This is a genomic window from Pseudomonas fulva NBRC 16637 = DSM 17717, assembly GCF_000730565.1.
GTDB lineage: Bacteria > Pseudomonadota > Gammaproteobacteria > Pseudomonadales > Pseudomonadaceae > Aquipseudomonas > Aquipseudomonas fulva.
On sequence record NZ_BBIQ01000006.1, the window covers coordinates 157,040 to 181,217 of the forward strand.

A 24,178-nucleotide genomic window follows, 5' to 3' on the forward strand; every position below is an offset into this window, starting at 1 on the left:
CCCTCGGAAGACGTGCCTGATATGGAATTGCAATGGTGGATCTGGTTGGTGTTCGGCATCGCGCTGACGTTGCTCGAGCTGGTCTTGCCTACGTTCTTCATCCTCTGGTTCGGTATCGGCGCCGTGCTGGTGGCCTTGGTTTCCCTGGCGTTTCCAGGCCTGGAACTGGCCATGCAAGGGCTGCTCTGGGTCGTGCTGTCATCGCTGACTACCCTGCTGTGGTTCAAGGTGTTTCGCCGCAAGCAGCCCGATGAGCGCTGGACCGCCGCCAGCGTGATCGGCGAGGTCGGCTTGCTGACCACAGGTGTGTCCGAGTTCCAGAAAGGCCGGGTGCGCTTCCAGAAGCCCGTATTGGGCAACGAGGAGTGGACCTGCATTGCCGATACCACCATCCCGGCAGGCGAGCGGGTACGCCTGATCGCCGTCGAAGGAAATACCGCCCGCGTCATGCGGGCCTGAATCCGTAAAAAAGGAATTTGTCATCATGACCAGCCTCATCGTCGTCGGCGCCATCGCCCTGTTCGTACTGATCACCGTGTTCAAGGGGGTGCGCATTGTCCCCCAGGGCGAGGAATGGATCGTCGAGCGCCTGGGCCGCTACCACACCACCCTCAAGCCTGGCCTCAACGTCGTCATCCCCTACATGGACGTAGTCGCCTATCGCCTGCCGACCAAGGACATCATCCTCGACGTGCAGGAACAGGAAATCATCACCCGCGACAACGCCGTCATCGTCGCCAACGCCCTGTGCTTCGCCAAGGTCATCGACCCGCAGAAGGCGTCCTATGGCGTGCAGAACTATGCCTTTGCCGTCACCAGCCTGACCATGACATCCCTGCGCGCAATCGTCGGCGCCATGGACCTGGACGAAGCCCTCTCCAGCCGCGAACAGATCAAAGCGCGCCTGCGCGAGGCCATGTCCGAGCAGACCGAGGACTGGGGCGTAACCGTACGCTCGGTAGAAATCCAGGACATCAAGCCGTCCAGAACATGCAACTGGCCATGGAGCGCCAGGCGGCCGCCGAGCGGGAGCGCAAGGCCGACGTCACCCGTGCCGAAGGCGCCAAGCAGGCGGCAGTACTCGAAGCCGAAGCGCGCCTGCAAGCCGCCCGGCTGGATGCCGAGGCGCAGATCAGCCTGGCCGAAGCTTCGGCGCGGGCCATCTCGCTGGTCACCGAAGCGGTCGGCAACGAAACCGTCCCGGCCATGTACCTGCTCGGTGAGCGCTACGTTGGCGCCATGGAAAACCTGGCGAGCAGCACTAACGCCAAGGTGGTGGTACTGCCGGCCGACCTGCAGGAAACCGTACGCGGCCTGATGGGCCGCCACAAGGCCTGAACCTGAACGGCTTCGCGGTGCCAGAGCATCGCGAAGCCAGCCGCCATGCACGCCACCTGCGTCACGTCACCGCACCCCGCCAAATTTGCTTATACTCGGCCGTACAATAGTCGCCACGATTCCTGACCGGATCTCTCCATGCCCCCACGTCGGCACATCGCCTGGATAGCCTGCCTAGCGGTGCTGTTCAACCTGCTGGCCATGCCGTTGTCCTCTGCTGCGCCCAAAGGCCCGGCAGAGCAACTGCTGTGGGGGGCGTTCTGTTCCAGCATGGCCAACAACGCCAAGGTCGATGTGCAGGCCCTGGCCAAGATCGACCTGGGTCCGCAAAGCGATGACAGCGCCAGCACGATGCACTGCTGGTGCTGCCTGGGTGCTGCGCCGCCGCTCGCATCAGGCGGCCAAGCGTTACAACTGCATGCCCCGCCTGTGCGTCTTGCCGGCCCACTGTCGTTGGATGCGCCACCCACGCCTACGCCGCGCCAGCTCCGGCCCGCGCTCAATCCCCGTGCCTCCCCGCTTGCCTGAGTGTTTCTCGCTGTCTGCCTGAACCTCATTTCATCGGGACATCCATCATGCTCAAGCACGCCCTTGCCGTGGCCGCCCTCCTGCTGCCCGCCGTCTTCGCCCATGCTCACGAATACACCGTGGGCGACCTGCATATCGCTCATCCCTGGTCTTTGCAGCTGCCGCCCAATGCCCCCAACGTCGCCGCGTATTTCGTGGTGCACAACAATGGCAACACCGATGACCGCCTGCTGAGCGCCGAGTCCCCTATCAGCGATGACACCCAGTTGCATGCGCACGCCATGAGCGCGGCCGGTGCCATGCGCATGCAGCAAGTGCCAAACGTAGTAGTGCCTGCAGGCAAGGATCTGGTGTTCGCGCCCAGCGCTTACCATGTGATGCTCATGCAGCCCAAGGATCGCAGCCTGCTGACCGATGGCCAGCGTTTCCCGCTGACCCTTCGCTTCGAGAAAGCTGGCCCCGTCACCGTGCAAGTGGCGGTGCAGAAAGCGCCGCCGACCGGCCAGCCGCAGGCCCATCAGCACTGATTGGCGCTGACAGGGCGTGATGCGCTCGCTGCCACACCGCCAGCCCCGTACCACCCGCCCTGATCGCAGGCGCGCCGGTGGCGGATGGCTGAGCCTGTTCGCCATGTGGATGATTTTCATCGGGCCGCTGGTTTCCCAGTCGATGCCCATGGACCACCACGGCGGCGGCATGGCCATGCCGATGGACATGCCGATGCCGGCTGCTCATCAGCATGGCGACGCTCATCACGGCCCGAGCCAGGACGGCCAGCTTCATGTGATGTGGGAGAAGTGCGGCTATTGCAGCCTGTTGTTCAACTGCCCTGCATTGCCCCAGGCGCTCAGCCCGCTCAACCTGGCAGCCGCCCTGCCTCAAGTCCACCTTCAGCCTGCCACGCGCCACGGGCATGCCAGGCAGGCCGTCTTCCCCGGCGCCCGCAGCCGCGCGCCGCCTGCATCGATCAGTGTTTGACCCGTTTGCGCGCGAAGCCTGATCGCTTCGCGTCTTCTCACGACTGATCGACTGGAATCCTTATGTCCGGCTGCACCCCTCTTTTGTCCCTGCGCGGGACCATCGCCGCCCTGTGTGGCTCGTTGTTGACGCCTGTCGCACTGGCGGCAGACCCTGGTCACCTTGCCCATTCATCCGATGTACCTGAACTCGGCCCTACGGTGATCACCGCCATCGCCCCCAGTTCGCCACTGACCGTGGTCACCAACCCCAAGGACCCTCGCCAGCCCGTGCCGGCCAGTGACGGTGCCGATTACCTGAAAACCATCCCCGGTTTTTCGGCCATTCGTGCCGGAGGCACCAACGGCGACCCAGTACTGCGCGGCATGTTCGGCTCGCGGCTGAACATCCTCACCAATGGCGGGCTGATGCTGGGCGCCTGCCCTAACCGCATGGATGCCCCAACCTCGTACATCGCCCCGGAAACCTACGACCGACTGACCGTGATCAAGGGCCCACAGAGCGTGATCTGGGGGCCGGGCGGCTCGGCAGGCACCGTCCTGTTCGAGCGTGATCCCGAGGCATTCGGTACCCTTGGCAGCCGCGTCAATGCCAGCCTGCTCACCGGCTCCAATGGCCGCTTCGACAAGGTGCTGGACGCTGCTGCCGGCAACAGCCAGGCCTATGCCCGTTTCGTCGGCAATCAGTCGCGCGCTGATGACTACCACGACGGGGCTGGCGATTCGGTACCGTCGCGCTGGGAAAAGTGGAACGGCGATGTCGCCTTGGGCTGGACGCCCGATGCCGATACATTGCTCGAACTCACCGCGGGCAAGGGCGATGGGGAGGCGCGCTATGCCGGTCGGGGCATGGACGGTTCGCAGTTCAAGCGTGAAAGCCTGGGCCTGCGCTTTGAAAAGTCCAACCTGGGCGAGGTCCTCGACAAGCTCGAAGCCCAGGCTTATTACAACTATGCCGACCATGTAATGGACAACTACAGCCTGCGCACACCCTCTGGCAGCGGCATGATGGGCATGCCAATGGTCAGCAACGTCGACCGCCGCACGATGGGCGCACGCATCAAGGCGACCTGGCGCTGGGCCGATGTGCAGTTGATCAGCGGTATCGACGCGCAGACCAACGCGCATCGCCAGCGCGGCGGCATGGGTGTAGACGCGCACAAAGGCCAGGCCTGGACCAAGGATGCCGATTTCCACAATTACGGCGTGTTCGGCGAGCTGACCTGGTCGCTCAGCGGCGACGACCGGGTCATCACCGGTGCCCGCCTGGACCGCGCGTCTGCGCGGGATCTGCGTCAGGCCAGTCCGACCCGCAACGACACCCGCGCCGACACGCTGCCCAGCGGCTTCGTGCGCTATGAACACGACATGGCAGCCCTGCCGGCAACGGCCTACATTGGCCTTGGGCACGCCCAGCGCTTCCCGGACTACTGGGAGCTGTTTTCGCCGAAGACGGCGCCCACCGGGTCGGTCAATGCCTTCGACGGCATCAAGCCCGAGAAAACGACCCAGCTCGACTTTGGTGTCCAGTACCGTAGCGAACGGCTTGAAGCCTGGGCTTCGGGCTATGTCGGTCAGATCCGCGACTACATTTTGTTCGACTACCGCACCGGCATGATGGGCATGGGGGCTTCAAAGGCGCAGAACATCGACGCCCGCATAATGGGTGGCGAGGTGGGTGCGGCCTACTCGCTGAGCGATACCTGGAAGGCCGATGCCACGCTGGCCTACGCCTGGGGCAAGAACAGCAGCGACGGCAAGGCGCTGCCCCAGATGCCGCCCCTGGAAAGCCGCCTGGGCCTGACGTACAGCCGCGATGCATGGAGTGCAGGTGCGCTCTGGCGGCTGGTCGCGGCGCAGAACCGCATCGCCTTCAACCAGGGCAATGTGGTCGGCAAGGACTATGACGCCAGTGCAGGGTTTGGGGTGTTCTCGCTCAACGGCGCGTACAAGGTCAGTAAAAATCTGAAACTCAGCGCCGGGGTCGACAATCTGTTCGACAAGACCTACGCCGAACACCTGAACCTGGCAGGCAACGCCGGTTTCGGCTACCCGGCCAGCGACCCTCAACCGGTCAACGAGCCCGGCCGGACCGTCTGGACCAAAGTCGATTTCAGCTTCTGACATCCACCGCGGGCGCGGCAGTGACCGCGCCCTGTGCGTTTACCTGGAGGTTCCCATGAGAGGAACACGCGTTTCATTCTACAACCTGGCCTGGCGTTGGCATTTCTATGCAGGGCTGTTCGTGGCCCCCTTCATGATCCTGCTGGCACTTACCGGGCTCGTGTACCTGTTCAAGCCGCAGCTCGATCCGTGGCTGTACCGCGACCTGATGGTGGTCGAGGCCGGCCATCATCGCCAAGGGGCCGATGTGATGCTGGCCGAGGTGCGCACGGCGTACCCCGAAGGCCATGTGGGCCAGTACCTGCCGCCGCTGAACGCGCAGCGCAGTGCGCAGTTCGTGGTGCACGACGGCGGGCGCGAGCTGAATGTGTTCGTCGACCCGTACAGCGGCAAGATCCTCGGCGAGCAGGACGGCAAGCGCAACCTGCAAGCCATCGCCCGCGCCCTGCACGGCGAATTGATGGTGGGCACCCTGGGTGATCGCCTGGTGGAACTGGCCGCAGGCTGGGGCGTCGTGCTGGTGGTTTCGGGCCTGTACCTGTGGTGGCCACGCGGGCGCCTGGGCGCAGGCGTACTGTGGCCGCGCCTGGCCGCCCGAGGCCGGCTGTTCTGGCGCGACCTGCATGCGGTCAGTGGGTTCTGGGGCTCGGCGCTGCTGCTGTTGATGCTGCTCAGCGGCATGACCTGGACCGGGTTCTGGGGCAAGCAATATGCCGACCTGTGGAACCGCTTTCCGGTAGCGATGTGGAACGATGTGCCGAAGTCGGACCAGCAGGCACGCGAGCTCAACCATGCTCACCGCCAGACCGTGCCCTGGGCCGTGGAGAACACGCCGATGCCCCAGTCCGGCGCCCATGCCGAGCACGCCGGGCATCACACCCTGTCCAGCCAACCGGCCGCACCGAACGTGGGCGTTCAACAAGTCGAGGACATCGCCACGGCGCGGCAGGTGGAGCCGGGCTACAGCATTACCTTGCCTACCACGGCCGACGGCGTATTCACCGTTGCGGTGTTCGCCGACGATCCACGCAACGATGCCACCCTGCATGTGGACCAGTACACCGGCAAGGTGCTGGCCGATGTGCGCTGGCAGGACTACAGCCCTGTGGCCCGCGCCACGGAACTGGGGGTCATGCTGCACGAGGGCAAGATGTTCGGCCCGCTGAACCAGATCGTCATTGCGCTGGTGTGCCTGATGATTCTGCTGGGGTCGGTCAGTGGCTTGGTGATGTGGTGGAAGCGCAGGCCCGAAGGCGGCCTGGGCGTCCCCCCGTTGCGCCACGACCTGCCGCGCTGGAAGACGGCCGTGGTAGTGATGCTGGCATTGGGGCTCGTCTTCCCCTTGGTGGGGGTGTCGATGGTGCTGATGTGGGTACTCGACAACCTGATGGTACGGCGCGCCAGGTTGGCGGCGCAGGCATAGGGCACGGTAGGCGGCTGTCGTGGAACCTCAGGCGAGCCGAAAGGCCCGCCGAGCGTTTCACGGCCCTGCCGGTCGGTGCAGCTTTATTGTCCAAAGCGCCGACGCTTGACCCTGATCATTTCTAAAGCGCCCTGCACTCACGATATCGTGTCGATCTGTCACGCCCGCACCTTTGCAGTGCGTGATAGCCTAGCCGGCTACGTCAGCCAACGCGACTGACCTCTACAAGGGAATGCAGCCTATGACGCAAACTGCGCCGACTCCATCCGACGATCAACACCTGCAACGCAACCTCACCAACCGACACATCCAGCTCATCGCCATTGGCGGTGCCATCGGCACCGGCCTGTTCATGGGCTCGGGCAAGACCATCAGCCTGGCTGGGCCGTCGATCATCTTCGTCTACATGATCATCGGTTTCATGCTGTTCTTCGTCATGCGCGCAATGGGCGAACTGCTGCTGTCGAACTTGAACTACAAGTCGTTCATCGACTTCTCCGCCGACCTGCTCGGTCCCTGGGCAGGCTACTTCACCGGCTGGACCTACTGGTTCTGCTGGGTGGTCACTGGCATCGCCGACGTGGTGGCCATTGCGGCCTATACCCAGTTCTGGTTCCCCGACCTGCCTCAGTGGATACCGGCGCTCACCTGCGTGGCCGTGCTGCTGTCGCTGAACCTGGTCACGGTCAAGCTGTTCGGCGAAATGGAGTTCTGGTTTGCCCTGATCAAGATCATCGCCATTCTGGGCCTGGTCGCCACCGGCCTGTACATGGTCATCACCGGCTTCACCTCCCCCAGCGGGCGCACGGCTCAACTGGCCAACCTGTGGAATGACGGCGGCATGTTCCCCCATGGCGTGATGGGCTTCTTCGCCGGGTTCCAGATCGCGGTGTTCGCCTTCGTGGGCATCGAGCTGGTCGGCACCACGGCGGCCGAAGCCAAGAACCCGGAGCGCACGCTGCCCAGGGCGATCAACTCGATCCCGATCCGCATCATCGTGTTCTATGTACTGGCACTGATCGCGATCATGGCCGTGACCCCATGGCGCGACGTGGTTCCGGGCAAGAGCCCGTTCGTGGAACTGTTCGTGCTGGCAGGCCTGCCAGCGGCGGCGAGCATCATCAATTTCGTGGTGCTGACCTCGGCGGCCTCGTCGGCCAACAGCGGGGTGTTCTCCACCAGCCGCATGCTGTTCGGCCTGGCCCAGGAAGGCGATGCGCCCAAAGCGTTCGAGAAACTGTCCCGTCGCGCCGTGCCGGCCAACGGCTTGTACTTCTCCTGCCTGTGCCTGTTGCTCGGCGCGGTGCTGATCTACCTGGTCCCGAACGTGATCGAAGCCTTCACCCTGGTCACCACGGTGTCGGCGGTGCTGTTCATGTTCGTCTGGACGTTGATCCTGCTGTCGTACCTGAGCTACCGCAAGCACCGCGCAGCGCTGCACGAGCAGTCGATTTACAAGATGCCTGGCGGGCGCTTGATGTGCTACGTGTGCCTGGCGTTCTTCGCCGGCATCCTGGTGCTGCTGAGCCTGGAAGCCGACACCCGCTCGGCGCTGCTGGTGACGCCGATCTGGTTTGTGATCCTGGCGGTGACCTACCAGTTCGTGCGTAGCCGGCGCCAGCCGCGTACTGCCGTACGTGGGTCGTCGAGCAACTGATGAGGAAACTGTGCAGCCCATTCTCAGGCAGAACTGGCGAATGGGCGCACAACAGCCAGGCCGCTTCAGCCTTGCTCCAACCCCTTGAGCACTGCCTCGGCCAGGGCCAAGCCTTTCTCTAGCGAGTTTTCCGTCGCGGTCAGTAAACTACGAAGCGGCTCTCCCACCCTTTCCAGTGCTGCGGCATTGGTTTCATAAGCCGCTTTCAGCGCGGCAACGGCGCACACAAGTGCATCCTCGCTATCGATTCCAGCCTGAACCGACAGTATTGGATCATGAGCCTGATTGCAGGTGCCGAAATCGGCACTGGCGGTCACGGAACGCGATGTGTGGGGTGGATCAGGAACGATCTTCTTGAGCATGGTGCATCTCCTTGCAGCTCTCTCTTTATGACGCTCCGAGCCCATACGCCAATATGGGTGGACGGAGCCGTGCGGGTTGGCGTGCCGGCAGAGAGAACCGGTGAGCCCGAAGGCTCCCACACACGGCTCCGCCCATGACGGGTGCAGCCATGCAGAGCAAAGTCGCAAGGAGCGTCAATGCTCGATCTCTCTGTAAAACGGGACGCCAATCCCGGTCGCAGAATCTACTGCGGTGCCGAACGGTACTCAAGTACCGCTTATGTGTCAAAACTGTTCACCGCCCTGGACCCAATCCTGTGCAGGCCAGTCGCGCAAGCACCAACCTGGCCCCTATCCAAGCCCTGCATAGAAGCACAACCCTTCTAGACCGCAGCCTTGCGCACCACGGCACAGCCTTTGCAATCGCCCTTCTGCCCACACCACAACAACTCAGCGGAGAGAGCACATGAAGCGACGCAGTCTGATCAAGGCCTTCACCCTCAGCGCCTCGATGGCGGCGATGGGCCTTAGCTGGAGCCTCCAGGCCGCCGAGACCATCAAGGTCGGCATCCTGCATTCGCTGTCCGGGACCATGGCCATCTCCGAGACGTCGCTCAAGGACATGGCCTTGATGACCATCGATGAGATCAACGCCAAAGGTGGGGTGAACGGCAAGATGCTGGAGCCGGTGGTGGTGGACCCGGCGTCCAACTGGCCGCTGTTCGCCGAAAAAAGCCGCCAGTTGCTGACCCAGGACAAGGTCGCGGTGGTGTTCGGTTGCTGGACGTCGGTGTCGCGCAAATCGGTATTGCCGGTATTCGAGGAGCTCAATGGCCTGCTGTTCTACCCGGTGCAATACGAAGGCGAGGAGATGTCGCCGAACGTCTTCTACACCGGCGCTGCGCCCAACCAGCAAGCGATTCCGGCGGTGGAATACCTGATGAGCGAGGATGGCGGCGGCGCCAAGCGCTTCTTCCTGCTGGGCACCGACTACGTCTACCCGCGCACCACCAACAAGATTCTGCGTGCGTTCCTGCACAGCAAGGGCGTGGCCGACAAGGACATCGAGGAGGTCTACACGCCGTTCGGCCACGCCGACTACCAGACCATCGTCGCCAACATCAAGAAGTTCTCCGCTGGCGGCAAGACCGCGGTCATCTCTACCGTCAACGGCGACTCCAACGTGCCTTTCTACAAAGAGCTGGCCAACCAGGGCCTGAAAGCGACCGATGTGCCGGTCGTGGCGTTCTCGGTGGGGGAAGAAGAGCTGCGGGGCATCGACACCAAGCCGTTGGTGGGTCATTTGGCCGCCTGGAACTACTTCGAGTCGGTGGATAACCCGGTCAACCAGAAGTTCGTCGCTGATTGGAAGGCGTATGCCAAGGCCAAAGGCCTGCCTGGCGCCGACAAGGCGGTAACTAACGATCCGATGGAAGCCACCTATGTGGGCATTCACATGTGGGCGCAGGCGGCGGAAAAAGCCAAATCCACCGATGTGGACAAGGTGCGCGAAGCGCTGGCCGGGCAGACCTTCAAGGCCCCTTCGGGCTACACCCTGACCATGGACAAGACCAATCACCACCTGCACAAGCCCGTGATGATCGGCGAGATCCAGGACGATGGGCAGTTCAGCGTGGTGTGGGAGACCGAGCAACCGCTGCGGGCACAACCCTGGAGCCCCTTCATCCCAGGCAACGACAAGCGCCCTGATTACGCCGTGAAAGGCAACTGAGGCCCAAGGCTGCTTTGCAGCCCGCCCGTAGGCGGCCCGGCGTTCGGGTACGCCTGCGCGTAAGCGCTGATTTACAGGAGAGCCTCATGCTCAGATTCCTGCTTACCCTGCTACTGCTGCTGCCCATGGCAGCCCAAGCCAGCGAGGGCGAGTTTTTCCTCGCCGCCAAGCCCGCCGAGCAGGCGCGCCTGCTCGATACCTGGGCCGCCCAACCCGAGCCGGGCCGGCTGGCGCTGTTGGAAAACCTGCAGGCCGGCCGCATTGCCAAGGACGACAACCGCAAGGTGCGCCTGAACAACCGCCTGCGCGGGCTGATCGACAATGCCCTGGCCAGCCACCGGTTACTCAGTGACGACAGCGCCACCCGGCTGGCTGCCGCCAGGCAGTTGCAAAAGAGCGCACAACCGGCCCAGGTCGCCTTGCTCGACCGGCGCTACGCCAGCGAGCCGGATGCGGCCGTGCGGGCAGCCTTGGGCCTGGCGCTGGCCAACCTGCAGCTCGGTGCCAGCGACCCGTCGGTGCGCCTGGCGGCCGTGCGCCTGTTGGGAGAAACCGGTGACCCAACGGCCCGCACCCGCCTGGAGACACTGTTGCAACCAGAGATGGAAACGGACCCCACGGTGCGTACCGCCGCCGAAACCAGCCTGGCCCAGGTCAAGCGCAAGCTGCTGGTCGGTGAAGTGCTCGGCCAGGCCTTCAGTGGCCTGTCGCTGGGGTCGATCCTGCTGTTGGCGGCGCTGGGGCTGGCGATCACGTTCGGCCTTTTGGGGGTGATCAACATGGCGCACGGCGAGATGCTGATGCTCGGCGCCTACAGCACCTACATGGTGCAGGTCGTGGTGCAGCGCTACGCCCCGGGCGCCCTGGAGTTTTACCCGCTGATCGCCCTGCCCGTGGCGTTCGCCGTCAGTGCCGGTGTCGGCATGGCGCTGGAGCGCACGGTGATCCGCCACCTGTACGGCCGGCCCCTGGAAACCCTGCTGGCCACTTGGGGCATCAGCCTGATCCTGATCCAGGCTGTGCGGTTGCTGTTCGGCGCACAGAACGTCGAGGTCAGCAACCCGGCCTGGTTGTCGGGTGGCATCCAGGTCCTGCCCAACCTGATCCTGCCCTACAACCGCCTGGTGATCATCGCCTTCGCCCTGGCCGTGGTGCTGCTGACCTGGCTGCTGCTCAACCGCACGCGTCTGGGCCTGAACGTGCGCGCCGTCACCCAGAACCGCAACATGGCGGCCTGCTGCGGCGTGTCCACCGGGCGTGTGGACATGCTCGCCTTCGGCCTGGGCTCGGGCATCGCAGGCCTGGGCGGCGTGGCCTTGAGCCAGGTCGGCAACGTAGGGCCGGACCTGGGGCAAAGCTACATCATCGATTCATTCCTGGTGGTGGTGCTAGGGGGGGTCGGCCAACTGGCCGGAAGCCTCTGGGCGGCGTTCGGGCTGGGCATCGCCAACAAACTGCTGGAGCCGCAGATCGGTGCGGTGCTCGGCAAGATCCTCATCCTTGCGCTGGTCATTCTGTTCATCCAGAAGCGCCCGCAAGGCCTGTTTGCCCTCAAGGGACGGGTGATCGACTGATGAACCAGCCACTGCTTGTCACCGCCGCGCACAAAGCCGGCCCTCGCCTGTCGCTGGCGCTGGGTATCGCCGCCCTGACCCTGCTGCTCGCCTTGCCGCTGTTGTCACTGCTGCCCGCCGATCATGCCCTGCATGTGTCGGCCTATGTGCTCACACTGGTGGGCAAGATCCTCTGTTACGCCATCGTGGCCCTGGCCCTTGACCTGGTCTGGGGCTATGCGGGGCTGTTGTCGCTTGGCCATGGCCTGTTCTTTGCCCTGGGCGGCTATGCCATGGGGATGTACTTGATGCGCCAGGCCGCCGGGGACGGGCTGCCGGGTTTCATGACGTTCCTGTCCTGGAGCGAGCTGCCCTGGTACTGGGCAGGGACCCAGCACTTTGCCTGGGCCTTGTGCCTGGCGGTGCTGGCGCCTGGCATGCTGGCCCTGGTGTTCGGCTGGTTTGCCTTCCGCTCGCGGATCAAGGGTGTGTACTTCTCGATCATGACCCAGGCCCTGACCTTTGCCGGGATGTTGCTGTTCTTTCGCAATGAGACCGGTTTTGGCGGCAACAACGGTTTCACCAGCTTTCGCACCCTGCTGGGCTTCGACATCGCCGCACCCGGGACCCGCGCGGTGCTGTTCCTGCTCACCGTCGCACTGCTGGTCGCAAGCCTGTACCTGTGCTGGCGGCTGACGCGCAGCAAGTTCGGGCGCTTGTTGACAGCCGTTCGCGATGCCGAGAACCGATTGATGTTCTGTGGCTACGACCCGCGTGGTTTCAAGCTGCTGGTATGGGTGCTCAGTGCCATGCTGTGTGGCCTGGCAGGCGCGTTGTACGTGCCACAGGTCGGCATCATCAACCCTAGCGAGATGTCGCCCACCAACTCCATCGAGGCCGCTGTCTGGGTGGCGCTGGGCGGGCGCGGCACCCTGATCGGTCCCCTGCTGGGCGCAGGGCTGATCAACGGCATGAAGAGCTGGTTCACCGTGGCTTTCCCGGAATTCTGGCTGTTTTTCCTCGGCGCGCTGTTCATCCTCGTGACCCTGTACTTGCCCAAGGGCCTGGTCGGCCTGTGGAACAAAAGGAGCCAGCCATGAGAGGCCTGCCCCCGGTACACCCGGAGTTCATGCTCGAACCTGCCTTCGACCCGCAGGGTATCGGCCGCGACGCCATAGGCCTGGGCCATGCCCGGGTACCTGGCCTGGACGCGCGGCACGGCACCGTGCTGAGCCTTGAAGAGGTAAGCGTCAGTTTCGATGGGTTCAAGGCGCTCAATGCGCTGACGCTGTATATCGGCGTGGGCGAGCTGCGCTGCATCATCGGCCCGAACGGCGCCGGCAAGACCACGATGATGGACGTGATCACCGGCAAGACACGGCCCAGCGCAGGCAGTGCCTACTTTGGCGACACGCTCGACCTGACGCGCATGAGCGAATACCAGATTGCCCAGGCGGGTATCGGCCGCAAGTTCCAGAAACCCACGGTGTTCGAGGCGTTGAGCCTGTACGAAAACCTCGAGCTGGCGCTCAAGACCGACAAGTCGGTGTGGGCGAGCCTGAGGTCGCGCTTGAGCGGCGAGCAACGCGACAGGATCGACGAAGTCCTGACCACCGTGCGCCTGAACGGGCTGGCCTCGCGCCAGGCCGGGCTGCTGTCCCACGGCCAGAAGCAATTTCTGGAAATTGCCATGCTGCTGGTCCAGGAACCCCAATTGCTGTTGCTCGATGAACCCGTGGCCGGCATGACCGACGCCGAAACCGCCTTCACTGCCGAGCTGTTCAAGGGGCTTGCAGGCAAGCACTCGCTGATGGTGGTCGAGCATGACATGGGGTTCGTGGGCAGCATCGCCGACCATGTGACGGTGCTGCACCAGGGTTCGGTGCTGGCTGAGGGGTCGCTTGAGCAGGTGCAGGCCGATGATCGTGTGGTCGAGGTGTACCTCGGTCGTTGAGCAAGCGCACGTTTAATCATGCGTACACCGGTGAGCTACCGGGGTCGCACAACCGGTTACTTCAGGAGCCTCGCATGCTCAAGATCGATACGCTGCACCAGTACTACGGCGGCAGCCACATCCTGCGCGGCCTGTCCTTCGAAGCCAGGCTGGGCGAGGTCACCTGCCTGCTGGGTCGCAATGGCGTGGGCAAGACCACGTTGCTGCGTTGCCTGATGGGCCTGGTGCCTGTGCGCGAAGGCAGCGTGGAATGGGAAGGAAAGCCCATTACCGCACTCAAGCCGCACCAACGGGTGCAGGCCGGCATCGCGTACGTACCGCAGGGCCGCGAAATTTTCCCGCGCCTGAGCGTCGAGGAAAACCTGCTGATGGGCTTGTCACGCTTTCCGGGGCGCGAGGCACGTGAAGTGCCTGCCTTCATCTACGAGTTGTTCCCTGTGCTCGAACAAATGAAGCAACGCCGTGGCGGGGATTTGTCCGGGGGGCAGCAACAGCAGCTGGCTATTGGCCGGGCACTGGCCAGTCGTCCGCGCCTGCTGATTCTCGATGAGCCCACCGAAGGCATCCAGCCTTCGGTGATCAAGGAAATAGGCACGGTGATCCAGCGGCTGGCGCAGCGCGGCGACATGGCCATCCTGCTGGTCGAGCAGTTTTACGATTTTGCCGAAGCATTGGCGGATCACTACCTGGTCATGGCCCGCGGCCAGATCGTACAGCGTGGCCGGGGCGAAAACATGCAGGCCGAAGGTGTACGCGGGCTGGTAACCATTTAACCTGCACGCTTCGACCTAGCGAGACGCTGCCATGAGTCACGAAATCCGCGACGCCCTGCCTGCCGACCTACCGGCCATCCTCGACATCTACAACGATGCCGTGCGCAACACCACGGCTATCTGGAACGAGACGCCGGTGGACCTGGCTAACCGCCAGGCCTGGTTCGACGCCCGTGCGCAACAGGGTTACCCGATACTGGTGGCCGTGGACGGCGCCGACGTGCTGGGCTACGCCTCGTTCGGGGACTGGCGCCCGTTCGAGGGCTTCCGCCACACGGTCGAGCATTCGGTGTACGTGCGCAGCGATCAGCGCGGCAAAGGGCTTGGGCCGGCGCTGATGCGTGCATTGATCGAGCGCGCACAAGGTGGCGGCAAGCACGTCATGGTCGCGGCCATCGAAAGCGGCAACGCAGCGTCTGTGCACCTGCACGAGCAGCTGGGGTTCGTGGTCACCGGGCAGATGCCGCAGGTGGGGGTGAAGTTCGGGCGCTGGCTGGACCTGACCTTCATGCAGCGGGTGCTGAACCCAGGGGCCGAGCCAGACCTGCCATGACACTGGGCAAGGCCGCCCTCACGCAGCCTTGCCCGGTGACACAAGGCTGCGCAGGCCAGCGCTCCAGCCCTGCCCGCGCCTGATTCCCCTCACATCTGCGTGAACCTGCCCAGGCGCTGGCGCAGCATGCTGTTCTCGTTGCGCAGCTGCTGCACCTCCTGGAGCAATTCCAGGGCCAGCGCCACGCCTTCCCATTCCAGCTCCAACTCCTGGTGCAGCTTGGCCGCGCGCCTTGCCAGCAGCGGTGCCTGATCGTCGAACAGCCAGTCTTCAGGCCTGCGCCCGGTTGGCTCCACAATGCCGTGCTCGACGATCTCGATCACACAGTCCGCCGTAAGGTCGGCTTCCTGACACAAGGTATGCATGTCCAGTTGAACGATCAGGGTGCTGCTCATGATCACTTACTCCATTGTGCCCTCGGGTCGAACGCGGCCTTCTCGGAAAGCTTGGCCCACAGTTCCCGGGTAGATTCGTCAGAGGTGGTCGGCATGACGACCTTGAGCTGTGCATAGAGGTTGCCGCGCTGGCCATGCTTGTCGGCCAGGCCCTTGCCTGGCACCCGCAGGCGCTGCCCGCTCTGGCTGTCGGGGCGGATGGTCAGGTTGATCCTGCCTTCGAGCGTGGGCACCGCCACCTTGGTGCCCAAGGCCGCTTCCCAAGGCGCCAGCGGCACGGTGATGATCAGGTCATGCCCCTCGACGTCGAACAGCGGGTGCGGGGCCATGCGGATGGTCAGGAACAAATCGCCATTGGCACCGCCACCGACACCCGGGGCACCCTGGCCCTTGAGGCGAATGCGCTCGCCATCGGTCACGCCGGCCGGGATCTTGACGTTCAGGGTCTTGGTGGTGAACCCCGTACGCTGGCCCATGGCATTGGTTTGCGGAACCTGGAAGCTGATCTGCTTGGACTCCTTGCTCAGGGTTTCTTCCAGAAATACCGCCAGTTCAAGCTCCACGTCCTGCCCTCGCCTGCCGGCACTGCGCTGTTGTTGACGGGCGCCCCCGAACGGGTTGCCTCCACGACCGCCGAACATCGAGCTGAAAAAGTCCGAAAAATCGCCACTCTCGAAACCGCCTCCGGCCCCGCCTCGGCTTTCCCAGCCTGGCGGCGCCTGGAATGGCCGACCATGCTGGCCGCCGTACTTGCGAATTTCATCGAATTCGGCGCGTTTCTGCGCATCGCCCAGCACTTCGTAGGCCTCGTTGGCTTCCTTGAATTTGTCTTCGGCGTCGCGCTCTTTGCTGACATCAGGGTGATACTTGCGGGCCAGCTTGCGGTAAGCGGCCTTGATCGCCTTGTCGTCCGCTGTGGGCTCTACGCCAAGTATCTTGTAGTAGTCTTTGAAGTCCATCTAGGGATCACCAGTGAGAATGTGCGTGTTGCTGGAGAAGATAGGGATCAAGCATAGCCTTTCAAGGCCCGCTTGGGGTTGCTCCATGGCAGACGACCGGTCTTGATTCTGTCGCCAGCTGGCATACACTGCGCGGCCGTTTTGCCTCCGGAAGCCTTTTCCCCATGTCCGACGTATCCCCGGCCCGCGCCCTTGGCATCGACTTTGGCACCTCCAACTCGACGGTTGGCTGGCACCGACCGGGCACGGAATCGCTGATTGCCCTGGAAGACGGCAAGATCACGTTGCCCTCGGTGGTGTTCTTCAACATCGAGGAGCGCCGCCCTGTCTACGGTCGGCTGGCCCTGCACGAATACCTCGAAGGCTACGAGGGGCGCCTGATGCGCTCGCTCAAGAGCCTGCTCGGGTCCAAGTTGATCAAGCACGACACCAGCGTGCTGGGCAGCGCACTGCCGTTCAAGGACCTGCTGGGCATGTTCATCGGTGAGCTGAAAAACCGCGCGCAGGCCGAGGCCGGCCGTGAGTTCGATCAGGTGGTACTCGGCCGCCCGGTATTCTTCGTCGACGAGGACCCGGCAGCCGACCAGGAAGCCGAGGACACGCTGGCCGAGGTAGCACGCAAGATCGGCTTCAAGGACGTGTCGTTCCAGTACGAGCCCATCGCTGCGGCGTTCGACTACGAGTCGGGCATCAGCCGGGAGGAACTGGTGCTGATCGTCGATATCGGCGGCGGTACTTCCGACTTCACCCTCATCAGGCTGTCGCCTGAGCGGCACGCGGTAGCCGAGCGCCAGAGCGACATCCTTGCGACCGGTGGCGTACACATCGGCGGCACGGACTTCGACAAGCAGCTGAGCCTGCAAGGGGTGATGCCGCTGTTCGGTTATGGCAGCCGCATGAAAAGCGGTGCCTTGATGCCAACCAGCTATCACCTGAACCTGGCCACTTGGCACACGATCAACGCCTTGTACTCACAGAAGTCGCAGTTGGCCTTGGGCAACATGCGCTACGACATCGAGGACACCCTCGGCGTGGATCGGCTGTTCAAGCTCATTGAGGAGCGCGCCGGGCATTGGCTGGCCATGGAAGTGGAAGCCAGCAAGATCGAGCTGACCGAACAGCCCAGTCGTCATGTCGACCTCGGCCGCATCGAACCCGGCCTTGGCGTGGACCTGTCTCGCAGCTTGTTCGAGATGGCCATCGAAAGCCTGCTGGAACGGGTGCGGGCCAGTGTCACGGACTTGCTGGCCAAGGCCGGGGTCAGCCAGGGCCAGGTCGACACGGTATTTTTCACGGGCGGCTCCAGCGGCATTCCAGCCCTGCGCAACAGCGTGGCGGCGATGTTGCCCAATGCCCGTCATGTGGAAGGCAACATCTTTGGCAGCATCGGCAGTGGGCTGGCCATTGAGGCACGCAAGCGCTACGGCGCGTGACGAAATGACCGGGGTACAGGGCGCTTGGGTCGCCCCTCGTTGGCGGTGGCGCTGGTCAACACCGCCTGACCAAGCCTGACGCCGGCCCTGCTATGCCCTGAGCAGGCCCGCCGTGGCCGCATTCAAACCAGCTCCATCCTGCGCAGCTCGCTCTTGAGATAGGCGTAATAGACCGGCCCTGCCACCACCCCCGGCAGGCCGAACGCCGCTTCGAACACCAGCATCGCCAACAGCAGCTCCCAAGCCTTGGCCCTGATCTGCCCCCCGACGATCTTGGCGTTGAGGAAGTACTCCACCTTGTGGATGACGATCAGGTAGACCAACGCCGCCGCAGCCACCCACACCGACAACGACAACCCCACGATGGTGATCAGGGTGTTGGACATGAGGTTGCCAATGACCGGTAGCAGACCCAACAGGAACGTCAGCACGATCAAGGTCTTGGTCAGCGGCAGATGCACCCCGAACAGCGGCAGCACCACGGCCAGGAAGATACCGGTGAATGCGGTATTGAGCAGGGAAATCTTGATCTGGGCGAAAACGATGTTGCGAAACGCCTGGACCAGCAGGCTCATGCGCTCGAACAGGGCGGCAGCCAGTGGCTTGCGCCGAGAGATGTCGGGTATGCGCTGCAGGGCGACGATAGCCCCCAGGATCATGCCGATCAGCAGGGTCACGAACATGTGCGCCATGCCCTTGCCCACCAGTTGCAAATCACTGAGGTGGCTCTTGATCCAGTCGCCGATCGCCACTTTGAACTCTGCCGCGCTGGCCGGCAGGTAGCCCTCGATGAACGGCGGCAACTGGCCGCGTGCCCGCTCCACCAGCGCCATGAACTTGTCCAGCGAAGCGCCTGGATTTTCCGCTTCATGCAACAGGAAGCTGAATGCCCCGGCGATCAACAGCGCAAGGCTGATCACCACCAGCGTCCCCAGCAGCGCCACTGCCAGCCAGCGCGCACGCTGCCCAGCAATCAACGGCTGCAGGCGCGGCGTGAGCATGTTGACCAGTTCGAACACCAGCAGGCCTGCCAGCAGGCTGGGCAGCAGCTTCAACGGCAATGCCATCAGCAAGCCTGCGAATACGATGATCAAACTTGCCAGGGTGACTTGGCGGGGGGTGAAGGTCATACAGCCTCAGCGGCAGCCAGCGAAGAAGATCCGCAGTCTGCCAGCGTTAGGCCTGCAGGCATAGGCACCGATCATTTCTTCTTCAGGCAGTCACTCATGAACGCCTTGCGCTCATCACCCTTGAGCACCTTGGCAGTGGCGTCGGCATTGCACGTCTTCATTTTTTCCTGCTGGGTGGGCGGCACCTGTTTCTTCAGGCACGTACTCATGAAGGCCTTGCGGGCGTCGCCCTTGAGCGATTGCGCCGTGGCATCTGCATTGCACGTTTTCATCTTTTCCTGCTGGGTGGTAGTTGCCGCAAAGCCCTGGGCGCTGAACACCAGCGCAACCATCAGCAACGGAATGTGCAGCCGTTTCATGTCGTGTTCTCCTGAGCCCGCGCCCAACGCACGGTGACACCAGCAGTGTAGACAAGCCTGGCGCGAGGCCCGGTTTGCCATCAAGGCACGACAACCATTTGCACGCAGGCAATTGGCTAGCTCGATCGAACTCCTGGCGCTGCGTGAGGTTCAAAACCTGCACATACCCTTTTGTGCAAGGAGCGGGACGATGTTCAAGCAGACTCTGGCAATCCTTCTGGCCAGCGCCACCCTGGCGGCATGCGGCAGCCGCCCGGAAAACCCGGTGGACTATGTGACCTACCGCAACGAGCCCCTGGTCAAGCAGGTCGAAAATGGCATGACCATGCAGCGCGTGATCGCCATCGGCGGCAGCCCGTCCAATGTCATCGACCTGCCCAATGGCGGTACCTGCAACGATTACATCCTCAACCGCGACGGCAAGCAGCAGCCGTACTACGTGCGCTTCGATGCCACCGGCCATGTGGATGCCAAGGGTTTCAAGACCTGCAAACAACGTGAAGAAGACCGCGAGGCCGTCAAAGGCGCGTAAGGCTTCCGCTACCTGACTACGACTACCTGATGCTTTTCGGAGATGAAACATGAACACGACTGAAATGACCGATATCCAGACCCTGCGCCAGCGTGCACGCGAGCATGTAGAAAATGGTGCAGTGACCGAAGGCTACAATGCTGATCGCGAGCGCATCATCAAGCTGCTCAACGATTCGCTGGCCACCGAGCTGGTCTGCACCCTGCGCTACAAGCGCCACTACTTCATGGCTTCTGGCGTCAAGGCCAGTGTGGCTGCCGAAGAATTCCTGGAGCATGCCAACCAGGAATCCGAACATGCCGACAAGCTGGCCGAGCGTATCGTGCAACTGGGCGGTGAGCCTGACTTCAACCCGGACAACCTGAGCAAGAACTCTCACGCCCAGTACGTGGCAGGTGCGACCCTCAAGGAAATGGTCCTGGAAGACTTGGTGGCCGAGCGTATCGCCATCGACAGCTACCGCGAGATCATCCAGTACATCGGCGACAAGGACCCGACCACTCGCCGTATCTTCGAAGACATTCTGGCGCAAGAAGAAGAGCACGCCGATGACATGTCCGACCTGCTCGACGGTCTGTAAGGCCAATCGCAACACGCAAGGCCGCTGATGCGGTAATGCTCGTCACGCAGGGCTGCTTCGCAGCCCATTGCGGTCGGTCCGGCGCCCTGATCGGACCGTTCCCAGCCTCGGTGATTGTGAAGCGCCGACTGTCTTGTCCCAGACCTTTGAGTTACTGAACCCTGTGATCGGTCCCGCCGAGGTGCTGGGCTGGCTGCCAGGCCACGCAGCGCCAAGGGATTCCAGCTCGGCAGCTCAGAGGGTCGGGGCTGCTGCGCAGCCCCCAGCATTCCAGCTCGGCAGCTAACAGGGCCGCAGGGCGCGGCAGGACCTCTGAACCGCCGCGCCCATCGTCTTCCATCACTTGCGGCCTTTGACGGCCGCCGGCGCCTTGCCTTCCTTCATCTGCTGCAACAACGGTGTGCACTGGTTGGGATCATCACCACTGCTGGGCGCGACCAGCGCCAGGAGACCGGCCGCAGGCCCCGCGACCACCCCAAGGGCAACCATGCCGGCACCGCGCAGCGCCAGCGGTACGGCCTGCACCCCGGCGCTCGGTTTGGCGAAAGCCCCCCGCACATACAGCGGCGAGCGCAGGGAGAACAGCCTCAGCCCCTTGGATTCCGGTGTGATCTTCAGGTCCAGCCGCTCATTGGCGAAGTTGGCGGTGCCGTTGATGTAGATGATCGCGTTCTCGGTATCGAAAATGAACAGACGCGTGCTGGCAAGGCCATCCTTGATACCGACATCGGCAGCGGCGCAGTTGATCTTCACGTCTTCATCACCGAACAGTTTGTCGACGATGTAGTTGCCCACGTTCAAACCTGCGATTTCCATGAGGCTGCGGCTGATGGCGCCATCGTTGACCAGCATGCGCAGGTCGCCATTGGCGCTACCGAGCAGTGCTGCCACGGAGTTGCCGCTACCGGTAATGTCGGCATCCCCATTGAGCTCGCCAAAGCTGCTTTGCATCGGCGCGAAAGAAGGGAACAGCTGCTTGAGCTTGAATCCCCTGGCGGTCAGCCGTGCACGCCCCTGCAACGGAACGTTGCGGCCGTCCAGGCGGATGCGCGATGCCAGGTTGCCGCCCGCTACGCCAAACCTCAAAGGCTCCAGGCGCAGCAGGCCGTCTTCCAGGATCACGTGGGCCGACAGGTCGTTGAAGGGAAGCTGCTCGCTGTGCACGATGCGCTTGCCGGTGAAGGTGACATCGGCATCCATGGCGCGCCAGCGGTCGGTACGAAATTCCTCGACCGGCAGGACCTTGTCGGACGGCTGCTTGCTGGCACCGCCACGGGCTTTCTGCTCGGCATTGGAGTCAGCGCCGATCAGTGGCGCCAGGTCCTTGAACAGGAGCTGGTTGGAAACGAGCTTGCCCGTGAGCTTGGGCCGAGGCTTGCTGGCGACGTACGCCAGGTCACCATGAATGTCGCTGTCACCGATCTTGCCATTGAACCCTTGGTACTTGAAGGTGGCGCCCTGCTCAGCGTGCAGGTTGGCGCTAAGGTGGCCATCGGTGGAATATGCCGGGGTGTCAGGCAATGTCACGCCGGTCAACGGGAACAGATTGCCAAGGCTCGCGCCCGACAGGCGCAGTCGCAGGTCGAGTGCACCCAGGTTGAGCGGATCGGTCAGGGTACCGGCCAGTACCACATGGGTGTCGGCGATGCGCACATCCGCTTGCAGTGGGAAGGGTTGATCGGATGCTTTGAGTGCCAGCAGGCCACCGATCTTGCCAGTGCCGGACACGGGCTGATCCTTGTAGCGCCCCTGCGCCTTGAGGCCGAATGCATAGTCCTGTGCAGGCGCCGACTTCTCGGCCGTGGCCTTGCCCACGATGTCGCTGAACGGAATGGGCTTACCCAGCGGATCGATCTGGACCTTCATGCGAGCCTTGAGCGTCTGGTCGTCGAAGCTGACGTTACCTTGGTCGAAACCAATCGCGCCGATGTCCATTTCCCATTTGGACGGTGCTTCGTTTTCGTCTTTCGGGCCGAAGTCGAAGTTCCAGTTGGCCCTGCCGTCCGCCAGGCGTGTCAGGCTGGCAGTCGGCTTGGTCAAGTTGATGCGCGGGATGCTGACTTGGTGAAACAACAGGGGCAGCGGCGACAGGCGAAACTCCACGCGCTCCAGTGCTACCATCTGCGGCTCTTTGAGCCAGTCCGGGTTGCCCAGGGTGAGGTCTTCAGCCGTGAAATGCGGCCAAGGTATCCATGCCCGCCAGCCCCCTTCTTCAGGCTCGGTGCGCCAGTGCACTGCAAGGTTGCCGTTGATGGCGAAGGGCCGATGCAAGGCCTCGGACACCTTCTCGTTGAGCAGCGGCTTGACGCGGTTCCAGTCGAAGGTGGCAATCACCACGACCAGGATTGCCAGCACGGTCAGCAGTGTGGTCAGGGTCCAGAGGATGATTCTGGCGGGGCGCGTCATTGCGTGAGTCTCCATGCGGCAAGGCGAAAACAAGCGTAGCGGTGAGGGGTCATGTATCTGGGACTGATGAAAGGCGTGAGGGTTTTATCTCAGGGGGAGGATAGCCAAGAATTTCCCGCGTCTGGGTGCGTTTGGCTCGTCATGCTCACTCGGTGCATCCCTTACGCACCCCTACCATCAAGCCCATCGGCGGCCCTGCAAGGCTCTGAATAGAGCCTTTGACGCCTGATATCAATGGGGTCGATTTTTACCATTACCCGGATGAACTTCTCTGTGCAGGTGCGAGGCGTAGCATTGGCTACACACCCACTTTCCAGCCCCGCAGAGGAGCACCGAATCATGAAACGCCACCTGTTGACCCTCACCTTTTCCTTGCTTGCAGCCAATGCGTTCGCCCTGCCAGGTGCCGAGCAGCACCTGACGGCCGAATCGCGTTCGAGCGCTGCTCAAACCATCCAACCACTTGAAACACTCGCCGAAGGCGGCTCCGACCGGTTGATCGAGCGCAGCGCCCGTGTTGCCGAAGGGGGTTCCGACCGCCTGATCGAGCGCAGCGCCCGTGTTGCCGAAGGGGGTTCCGATCGCCTGATCGAGCGCAGCGCCCGTGTCGCCGAGGGCGGTGCAGATCGCTTGTCGCAAACGGCACGGGTGAGCTGACCTTATGGAAGACGCACCGCGCTGTCGTCTACCTGACCTCCCCCTTCGAGCCCGGTCCATTGACCGGGCTTCGTTTTTTTAACTAGAGTGCCCAGCCACCCTTTATAGAAACCTGCATCATGTTGCCGCGTGCCGAACAGAAGCTACAGACCCGCCAGGCCCTGCTCGATGCCGCCTGCCTGCTCATGGAGAGTGGTCGTGGCTTTGGCAGCATCAGCTTGCGCGAAGTGGCCAAGGCGGCCGGCATCGTGCCCACCGGTTTCTACCGGCATTTCCCGGACATGGATGCACTGGGCCTGGCACTGGTCAATGAGGTGGACGATACCTTCCGCCAGACCATCCGGCTGGTGCGGCACAACGAGTTCGAGCTGGGCGGTATCACGGATGCGTCAGTTCGTATATTTCTCGATGTAGTCGCTGCCCACCGCGCCCAGTTTCTATTCCTGGCACGGGAGCAGTACGGAGGGTCGCAGCCCGTGCGCCAGGCCATCGCCCAATTGCGGGAAAACATTACCGCTGACCTGGCCACCGACCTGGCCCGGATGCAGCGTTGGCAGCACCTGGACAATGCGGCGCTTACCGTCATGGCGGACCTGGTGGTCAAGACCGTGTTCGCCACCTTGCCCGAATTGATCGACAGGCCGGAAAGGGGTGAGCCGCAGGCGTTGACCCCTCAGGAGAAGATCACCCAGCAGCTGCGCTTCATTTTCGTCGGTGCGCGGCACTGGCAAGGGCTCGGCAACCCCGGCTGACGGGCTCGGCAGACCCGACTTC

At 63.2% G+C, this 24,178-nt stretch carries 24 protein-coding genes and 1 pseudogene; 19 read left to right on the forward strand and 6 right to left on the reverse strand.

Features of this window, described 5'->3' with window-relative positions:
- The first annotated feature begins 21 nt into the window (after positions 1 to 21).
- The 8 genes and pseudogenes from PFU01S_RS08750 to cycA all read left to right on the forward strand — a co-directional run bounded on the left by PFU01S_RS08750 (position 22) and on the right by cycA (position 8,047).
- A complete protein-coding gene (locus PFU01S_RS08750) occupies positions 22 to 459 on the forward strand; it encodes an NfeD family protein (RefSeq protein ID WP_027915285.1) in 438 nt (145 codons plus the stop codon).
- Positions 460 to 484: 25 nt separating this feature from the next.
- Positions 485 to 1,338, forward strand: a pseudogene (locus PFU01S_RS08755) (SPFH domain-containing protein).
- Positions 1,339 to 1,476: 138 nt separating this feature from the next.
- Positions 1,477 to 1,866, forward strand: coding sequence for a DUF2946 domain-containing protein (locus PFU01S_RS08760; RefSeq protein WP_028687170.1), 390 nt, complete (start codon positions 1,477 to 1,479; stop codon positions 1,864 to 1,866).
- 47 nt (positions 1,867 to 1,913) lie between these two features.
- Complete coding sequence (locus tag PFU01S_RS08765) at positions 1,914 to 2,393, forward strand: copper chaperone PCu(A)C (RefSeq protein WP_027915288.1); 480 nt, start codon at positions 1,914 to 1,916, stop codon at positions 2,391 to 2,393.
- A gap of 19 nt (positions 2,394 to 2,412) precedes the next feature.
- Positions 2,413 to 2,844 carry a DUF2946 domain-containing protein gene (locus PFU01S_RS08770; protein WP_033736851.1) on the forward strand — a complete coding sequence of 144 codons (432 nt, stop codon included), beginning with the start codon at positions 2,413 to 2,415 and terminating at the stop codon, positions 2,842 to 2,844.
- 62 nt (positions 2,845 to 2,906) lie between these two features.
- Positions 2,907 to 4,967, forward strand: a complete 2,061-nt coding sequence (locus PFU01S_RS08775) for a TonB-dependent copper receptor (protein ID WP_028687172.1) — start codon at positions 2,907 to 2,909, stop codon at positions 4,965 to 4,967.
- Positions 4,968 to 5,022: 55 nt separating this feature from the next.
- Positions 5,023 to 6,390, forward strand: a complete 1,368-nt coding sequence (locus tag PFU01S_RS08780) for a PepSY-associated TM helix domain-containing protein (RefSeq protein ID WP_028687173.1) — start codon at positions 5,023 to 5,025, stop codon at positions 6,388 to 6,390.
- 241 nt (positions 6,391 to 6,631) lie between these two features.
- Positions 6,632 to 8,047: a D-serine/D-alanine/glycine transporter gene (cycA, locus tag PFU01S_RS08785; protein ID WP_027915292.1), complete on the forward strand. Its 1,416-nt coding sequence runs from the start codon at positions 6,632 to 6,634 to the stop codon at positions 8,045 to 8,047.
- Positions 8,048 to 8,112: 65 nt separating this feature from the next.
- Here the strand turns inward: cycA and PFU01S_RS08790 are convergent, their stop codons facing one another.
- Positions 8,113 to 8,409 (reverse strand): hypothetical protein, encoded by a 297-nt coding sequence (locus PFU01S_RS08790; RefSeq protein ID WP_028687174.1) that lies wholly within the window; start codon positions 8,407 to 8,409, stop codon positions 8,113 to 8,115.
- Positions 8,410 to 8,854: 445 nt separating this feature from the next.
- Between PFU01S_RS08790 and urtA the strand changes: the two genes are divergently transcribed.
- The 6 genes from urtA (at position 8,855) to PFU01S_RS08820 (ending at position 14,953) form a co-directional block, all read left to right on the forward strand.
- Complete coding sequence (gene urtA, locus PFU01S_RS08795) at positions 8,855 to 10,120, forward strand: urea ABC transporter substrate-binding protein (RefSeq protein ID WP_028687175.1); 1,266 nt, start codon at positions 8,855 to 8,857, stop codon at positions 10,118 to 10,120.
- An 86-nt stretch (positions 10,121 to 10,206) separates the two neighbouring features.
- On the forward strand, positions 10,207 to 11,694 hold the full coding sequence (urtB, locus tag PFU01S_RS08800) for an urea ABC transporter permease subunit UrtB (RefSeq protein WP_028687176.1): 1,488 nt from the start codon (positions 10,207 to 10,209) through the stop codon (positions 11,692 to 11,694).
- Positions 11,694 to 12,773, forward strand: coding sequence for an urea ABC transporter permease subunit UrtC (gene urtC / locus PFU01S_RS08805; protein WP_027915296.1), 1,080 nt, complete (start codon positions 11,694 to 11,696; stop codon positions 12,771 to 12,773). Before urtB ends, urtC begins: the two co-directional genes overlap by 1 nt.
- Positions 12,770 to 13,627 carry an urea ABC transporter ATP-binding protein UrtD gene (gene urtD / locus PFU01S_RS08810; protein ID WP_028687177.1) on the forward strand — a complete coding sequence of 286 codons (858 nt, stop codon included), beginning with the start codon at positions 12,770 to 12,772 and terminating at the stop codon, positions 13,625 to 13,627. Before urtC ends, urtD begins: the two co-directional genes overlap by 4 nt.
- A 74-nt stretch (positions 13,628 to 13,701) precedes the next feature.
- Positions 13,702 to 14,400: an urea ABC transporter ATP-binding subunit UrtE gene (gene urtE / locus PFU01S_RS08815; RefSeq protein WP_028687178.1), complete on the forward strand. Its 699-nt coding sequence runs from the start codon at positions 13,702 to 13,704 to the stop codon at positions 14,398 to 14,400.
- Between the two features lie 31 nt (positions 14,401 to 14,431).
- The gene (locus tag PFU01S_RS08820; RefSeq protein ID WP_028687179.1) at positions 14,432 to 14,953 is read left to right on the forward strand and encodes a GNAT family N-acetyltransferase; all 522 of its coding nucleotides are present in this window, start codon (positions 14,432 to 14,434) and stop codon (positions 14,951 to 14,953) included.
- 89 nt (positions 14,954 to 15,042) lie between these two features.
- Here PFU01S_RS08820 and PFU01S_RS08825 read toward each other — a convergent pair whose 3' ends face one another.
- Complete coding sequence (locus tag PFU01S_RS08825; RefSeq protein ID WP_023534557.1) at positions 15,043 to 15,348, reverse strand: chaperone modulator CbpM; 306 nt, start codon at positions 15,346 to 15,348, stop codon at positions 15,043 to 15,045.
- Between the two features lie 2 nt (positions 15,349 to 15,350).
- Complete coding sequence (gene cbpA, locus PFU01S_RS08830; protein WP_023534572.1) at positions 15,351 to 16,307, reverse strand: curved DNA-binding protein; 957 nt, start codon at positions 16,305 to 16,307, stop codon at positions 15,351 to 15,353.
- Between the two features lie 164 nt (positions 16,308 to 16,471).
- Here cbpA and PFU01S_RS08835 point away from each other — a divergent pair, with 164 nt between their 5' ends.
- Positions 16,472 to 17,740 carry an Hsp70 family protein gene (locus tag PFU01S_RS08835; RefSeq protein ID WP_028687180.1) on the forward strand — a complete coding sequence of 423 codons (1,269 nt, stop codon included), beginning with the start codon at positions 16,472 to 16,474 and terminating at the stop codon, positions 17,738 to 17,740.
- Between the two features lie 122 nt (positions 17,741 to 17,862).
- Here the strand turns inward: PFU01S_RS08835 and PFU01S_RS08840 are convergent, their stop codons facing one another.
- Both PFU01S_RS08840 and PFU01S_RS08845 read right to left on the reverse strand, forming a co-directional pair.
- Positions 17,863 to 18,870: an AI-2E family transporter gene (locus PFU01S_RS08840; RefSeq protein ID WP_028687181.1), complete on the reverse strand. Its 1,008-nt coding sequence runs from the start codon at positions 18,868 to 18,870 to the stop codon at positions 17,863 to 17,865.
- A gap of 71 nt (positions 18,871 to 18,941) precedes the next feature.
- Positions 18,942 to 19,229, reverse strand: coding sequence for a PsiF family protein (locus tag PFU01S_RS08845; RefSeq protein WP_028687182.1), 288 nt, complete (start codon positions 19,227 to 19,229; stop codon positions 18,942 to 18,944).
- 190 nt (positions 19,230 to 19,419) lie between these two features.
- On the opposite strand from PFU01S_RS08845, the gene osmE reads away from it, so the two are divergent.
- A complete protein-coding gene (gene osmE, locus PFU01S_RS08850) occupies positions 19,420 to 19,761 on the forward strand; it encodes an osmotically-inducible lipoprotein OsmE (RefSeq protein ID WP_027915304.1) in 342 nt (113 codons plus the stop codon).
- A gap of 49 nt (positions 19,762 to 19,810) precedes the next feature.
- Positions 19,811 to 20,341 carry a ferritin-like domain-containing protein gene (locus PFU01S_RS08855; RefSeq protein ID WP_023534650.1) on the forward strand — a complete coding sequence of 177 codons (531 nt, stop codon included), beginning with the start codon at positions 19,811 to 19,813 and terminating at the stop codon, positions 20,339 to 20,341.
- Positions 20,342 to 20,680: 339 nt separating this feature from the next.
- On the opposite strand, the gene PFU01S_RS08865 is transcribed toward PFU01S_RS08855, so the two are convergent.
- Positions 20,681 to 22,747 carry an AsmA family protein gene (locus tag PFU01S_RS08865; RefSeq protein ID WP_027915305.1) on the reverse strand — a complete coding sequence of 689 codons (2,067 nt, stop codon included), beginning with the start codon at positions 22,745 to 22,747 and terminating at the stop codon, positions 20,681 to 20,683.
- A gap of 339 nt (positions 22,748 to 23,086) precedes the next feature.
- Between PFU01S_RS08865 and PFU01S_RS08870 the strand changes: the two genes are divergently transcribed.
- Together PFU01S_RS08870 and PFU01S_RS08875 are read left to right on the forward strand one after the other, a co-directional pair.
- Complete coding sequence (locus PFU01S_RS08870) at positions 23,087 to 23,404, forward strand: hypothetical protein (RefSeq protein ID WP_028687184.1); 318 nt, start codon at positions 23,087 to 23,089, stop codon at positions 23,402 to 23,404.
- Positions 23,405 to 23,523: 119 nt separating this feature from the next.
- Complete coding sequence (locus PFU01S_RS08875) at positions 23,524 to 24,156, forward strand: TetR family transcriptional regulator (protein WP_027915307.1); 633 nt, start codon at positions 23,524 to 23,526, stop codon at positions 24,154 to 24,156.
- Positions 24,157 to 24,178 lie beyond the last annotated feature (22 nt).

Bases quoted from the DNA above. Each gene is read 5' to 3' on its own strand.
- PFU01S_RS08750 (WP_027915285.1), top strand. From the start codon at position 22: ATGGAATTGCAATGGTGGATCTGGTTGGTGTTCGGCATCGCGCTGACG.
- PFU01S_RS08760 (WP_028687170.1), top strand. From the start codon at position 1,477: ATGCCCCCACGTCGGCACATCGCCTGGATAGCCTGCCTAGCGGTGCTG.
- PFU01S_RS08765 (WP_027915288.1), top strand. From the start codon at position 1,914: ATGCTCAAGCACGCCCTTGCCGTGGCCGCCCTCCTGCTGCCCGCCGTC.
- PFU01S_RS08770 (WP_033736851.1), top strand. From the start codon at position 2,413: ATGCGCTCGCTGCCACACCGCCAGCCCCGTACCACCCGCCCTGATCGC.
- PFU01S_RS08775 (WP_028687172.1), top strand. From the start codon at position 2,907: ATGTCCGGCTGCACCCCTCTTTTGTCCCTGCGCGGGACCATCGCCGCC.
- PFU01S_RS08780 (WP_028687173.1), top strand. From the start codon at position 5,023: ATGAGAGGAACACGCGTTTCATTCTACAACCTGGCCTGGCGTTGGCAT.
- cycA (WP_027915292.1), top strand. From the start codon at position 6,632: ATGACGCAAACTGCGCCGACTCCATCCGACGATCAACACCTGCAACGC.
- PFU01S_RS08790 (WP_028687174.1), bottom strand. From the start codon at position 8,409: ATGCTCAAGAAGATCGTTCCTGATCCACCCCACACATCGCGTTCCGTG.
- urtA (WP_028687175.1), top strand. From the start codon at position 8,855: ATGAAGCGACGCAGTCTGATCAAGGCCTTCACCCTCAGCGCCTCGATG.
- urtB (WP_028687176.1), top strand. From the start codon at position 10,207: ATGCTCAGATTCCTGCTTACCCTGCTACTGCTGCTGCCCATGGCAGCC.
- urtC (WP_027915296.1), top strand. From the start codon at position 11,694: ATGAACCAGCCACTGCTTGTCACCGCCGCGCACAAAGCCGGCCCTCGC.
- urtD (WP_028687177.1), top strand. From the start codon at position 12,770: ATGAGAGGCCTGCCCCCGGTACACCCGGAGTTCATGCTCGAACCTGCC.
- urtE (WP_028687178.1), top strand. From the start codon at position 13,702: ATGCTCAAGATCGATACGCTGCACCAGTACTACGGCGGCAGCCACATC.
- PFU01S_RS08820 (WP_028687179.1), top strand. From the start codon at position 14,432: ATGAGTCACGAAATCCGCGACGCCCTGCCTGCCGACCTACCGGCCATC.
- PFU01S_RS08825 (WP_023534557.1), bottom strand. From the start codon at position 15,348: ATGAGCAGCACCCTGATCGTTCAACTGGACATGCATACCTTGTGTCAG.
- cbpA (WP_023534572.1), bottom strand. From the start codon at position 16,307: ATGGACTTCAAAGACTACTACAAGATACTTGGCGTAGAGCCCACAGCG.
- PFU01S_RS08835 (WP_028687180.1), top strand. From the start codon at position 16,472: ATGTCCGACGTATCCCCGGCCCGCGCCCTTGGCATCGACTTTGGCACC.
- PFU01S_RS08840 (WP_028687181.1), bottom strand. From the start codon at position 18,870: ATGACCTTCACCCCCCGCCAAGTCACCCTGGCAAGTTTGATCATCGTA.
- PFU01S_RS08845 (WP_028687182.1), bottom strand. From the start codon at position 19,229: ATGAAACGGCTGCACATTCCGTTGCTGATGGTTGCGCTGGTGTTCAGC.
- osmE (WP_027915304.1), top strand. From the start codon at position 19,420: ATGTTCAAGCAGACTCTGGCAATCCTTCTGGCCAGCGCCACCCTGGCG.
- PFU01S_RS08855 (WP_023534650.1), top strand. From the start codon at position 19,811: ATGAACACGACTGAAATGACCGATATCCAGACCCTGCGCCAGCGTGCA.
- PFU01S_RS08865 (WP_027915305.1), bottom strand. From the start codon at position 22,747: ATGACGCGCCCCGCCAGAATCATCCTCTGGACCCTGACCACACTGCTG.
- PFU01S_RS08870 (WP_028687184.1), top strand. From the start codon at position 23,087: ATGAAACGCCACCTGTTGACCCTCACCTTTTCCTTGCTTGCAGCCAAT.
- PFU01S_RS08875 (WP_027915307.1), top strand. From the start codon at position 23,524: ATGTTGCCGCGTGCCGAACAGAAGCTACAGACCCGCCAGGCCCTGCTC.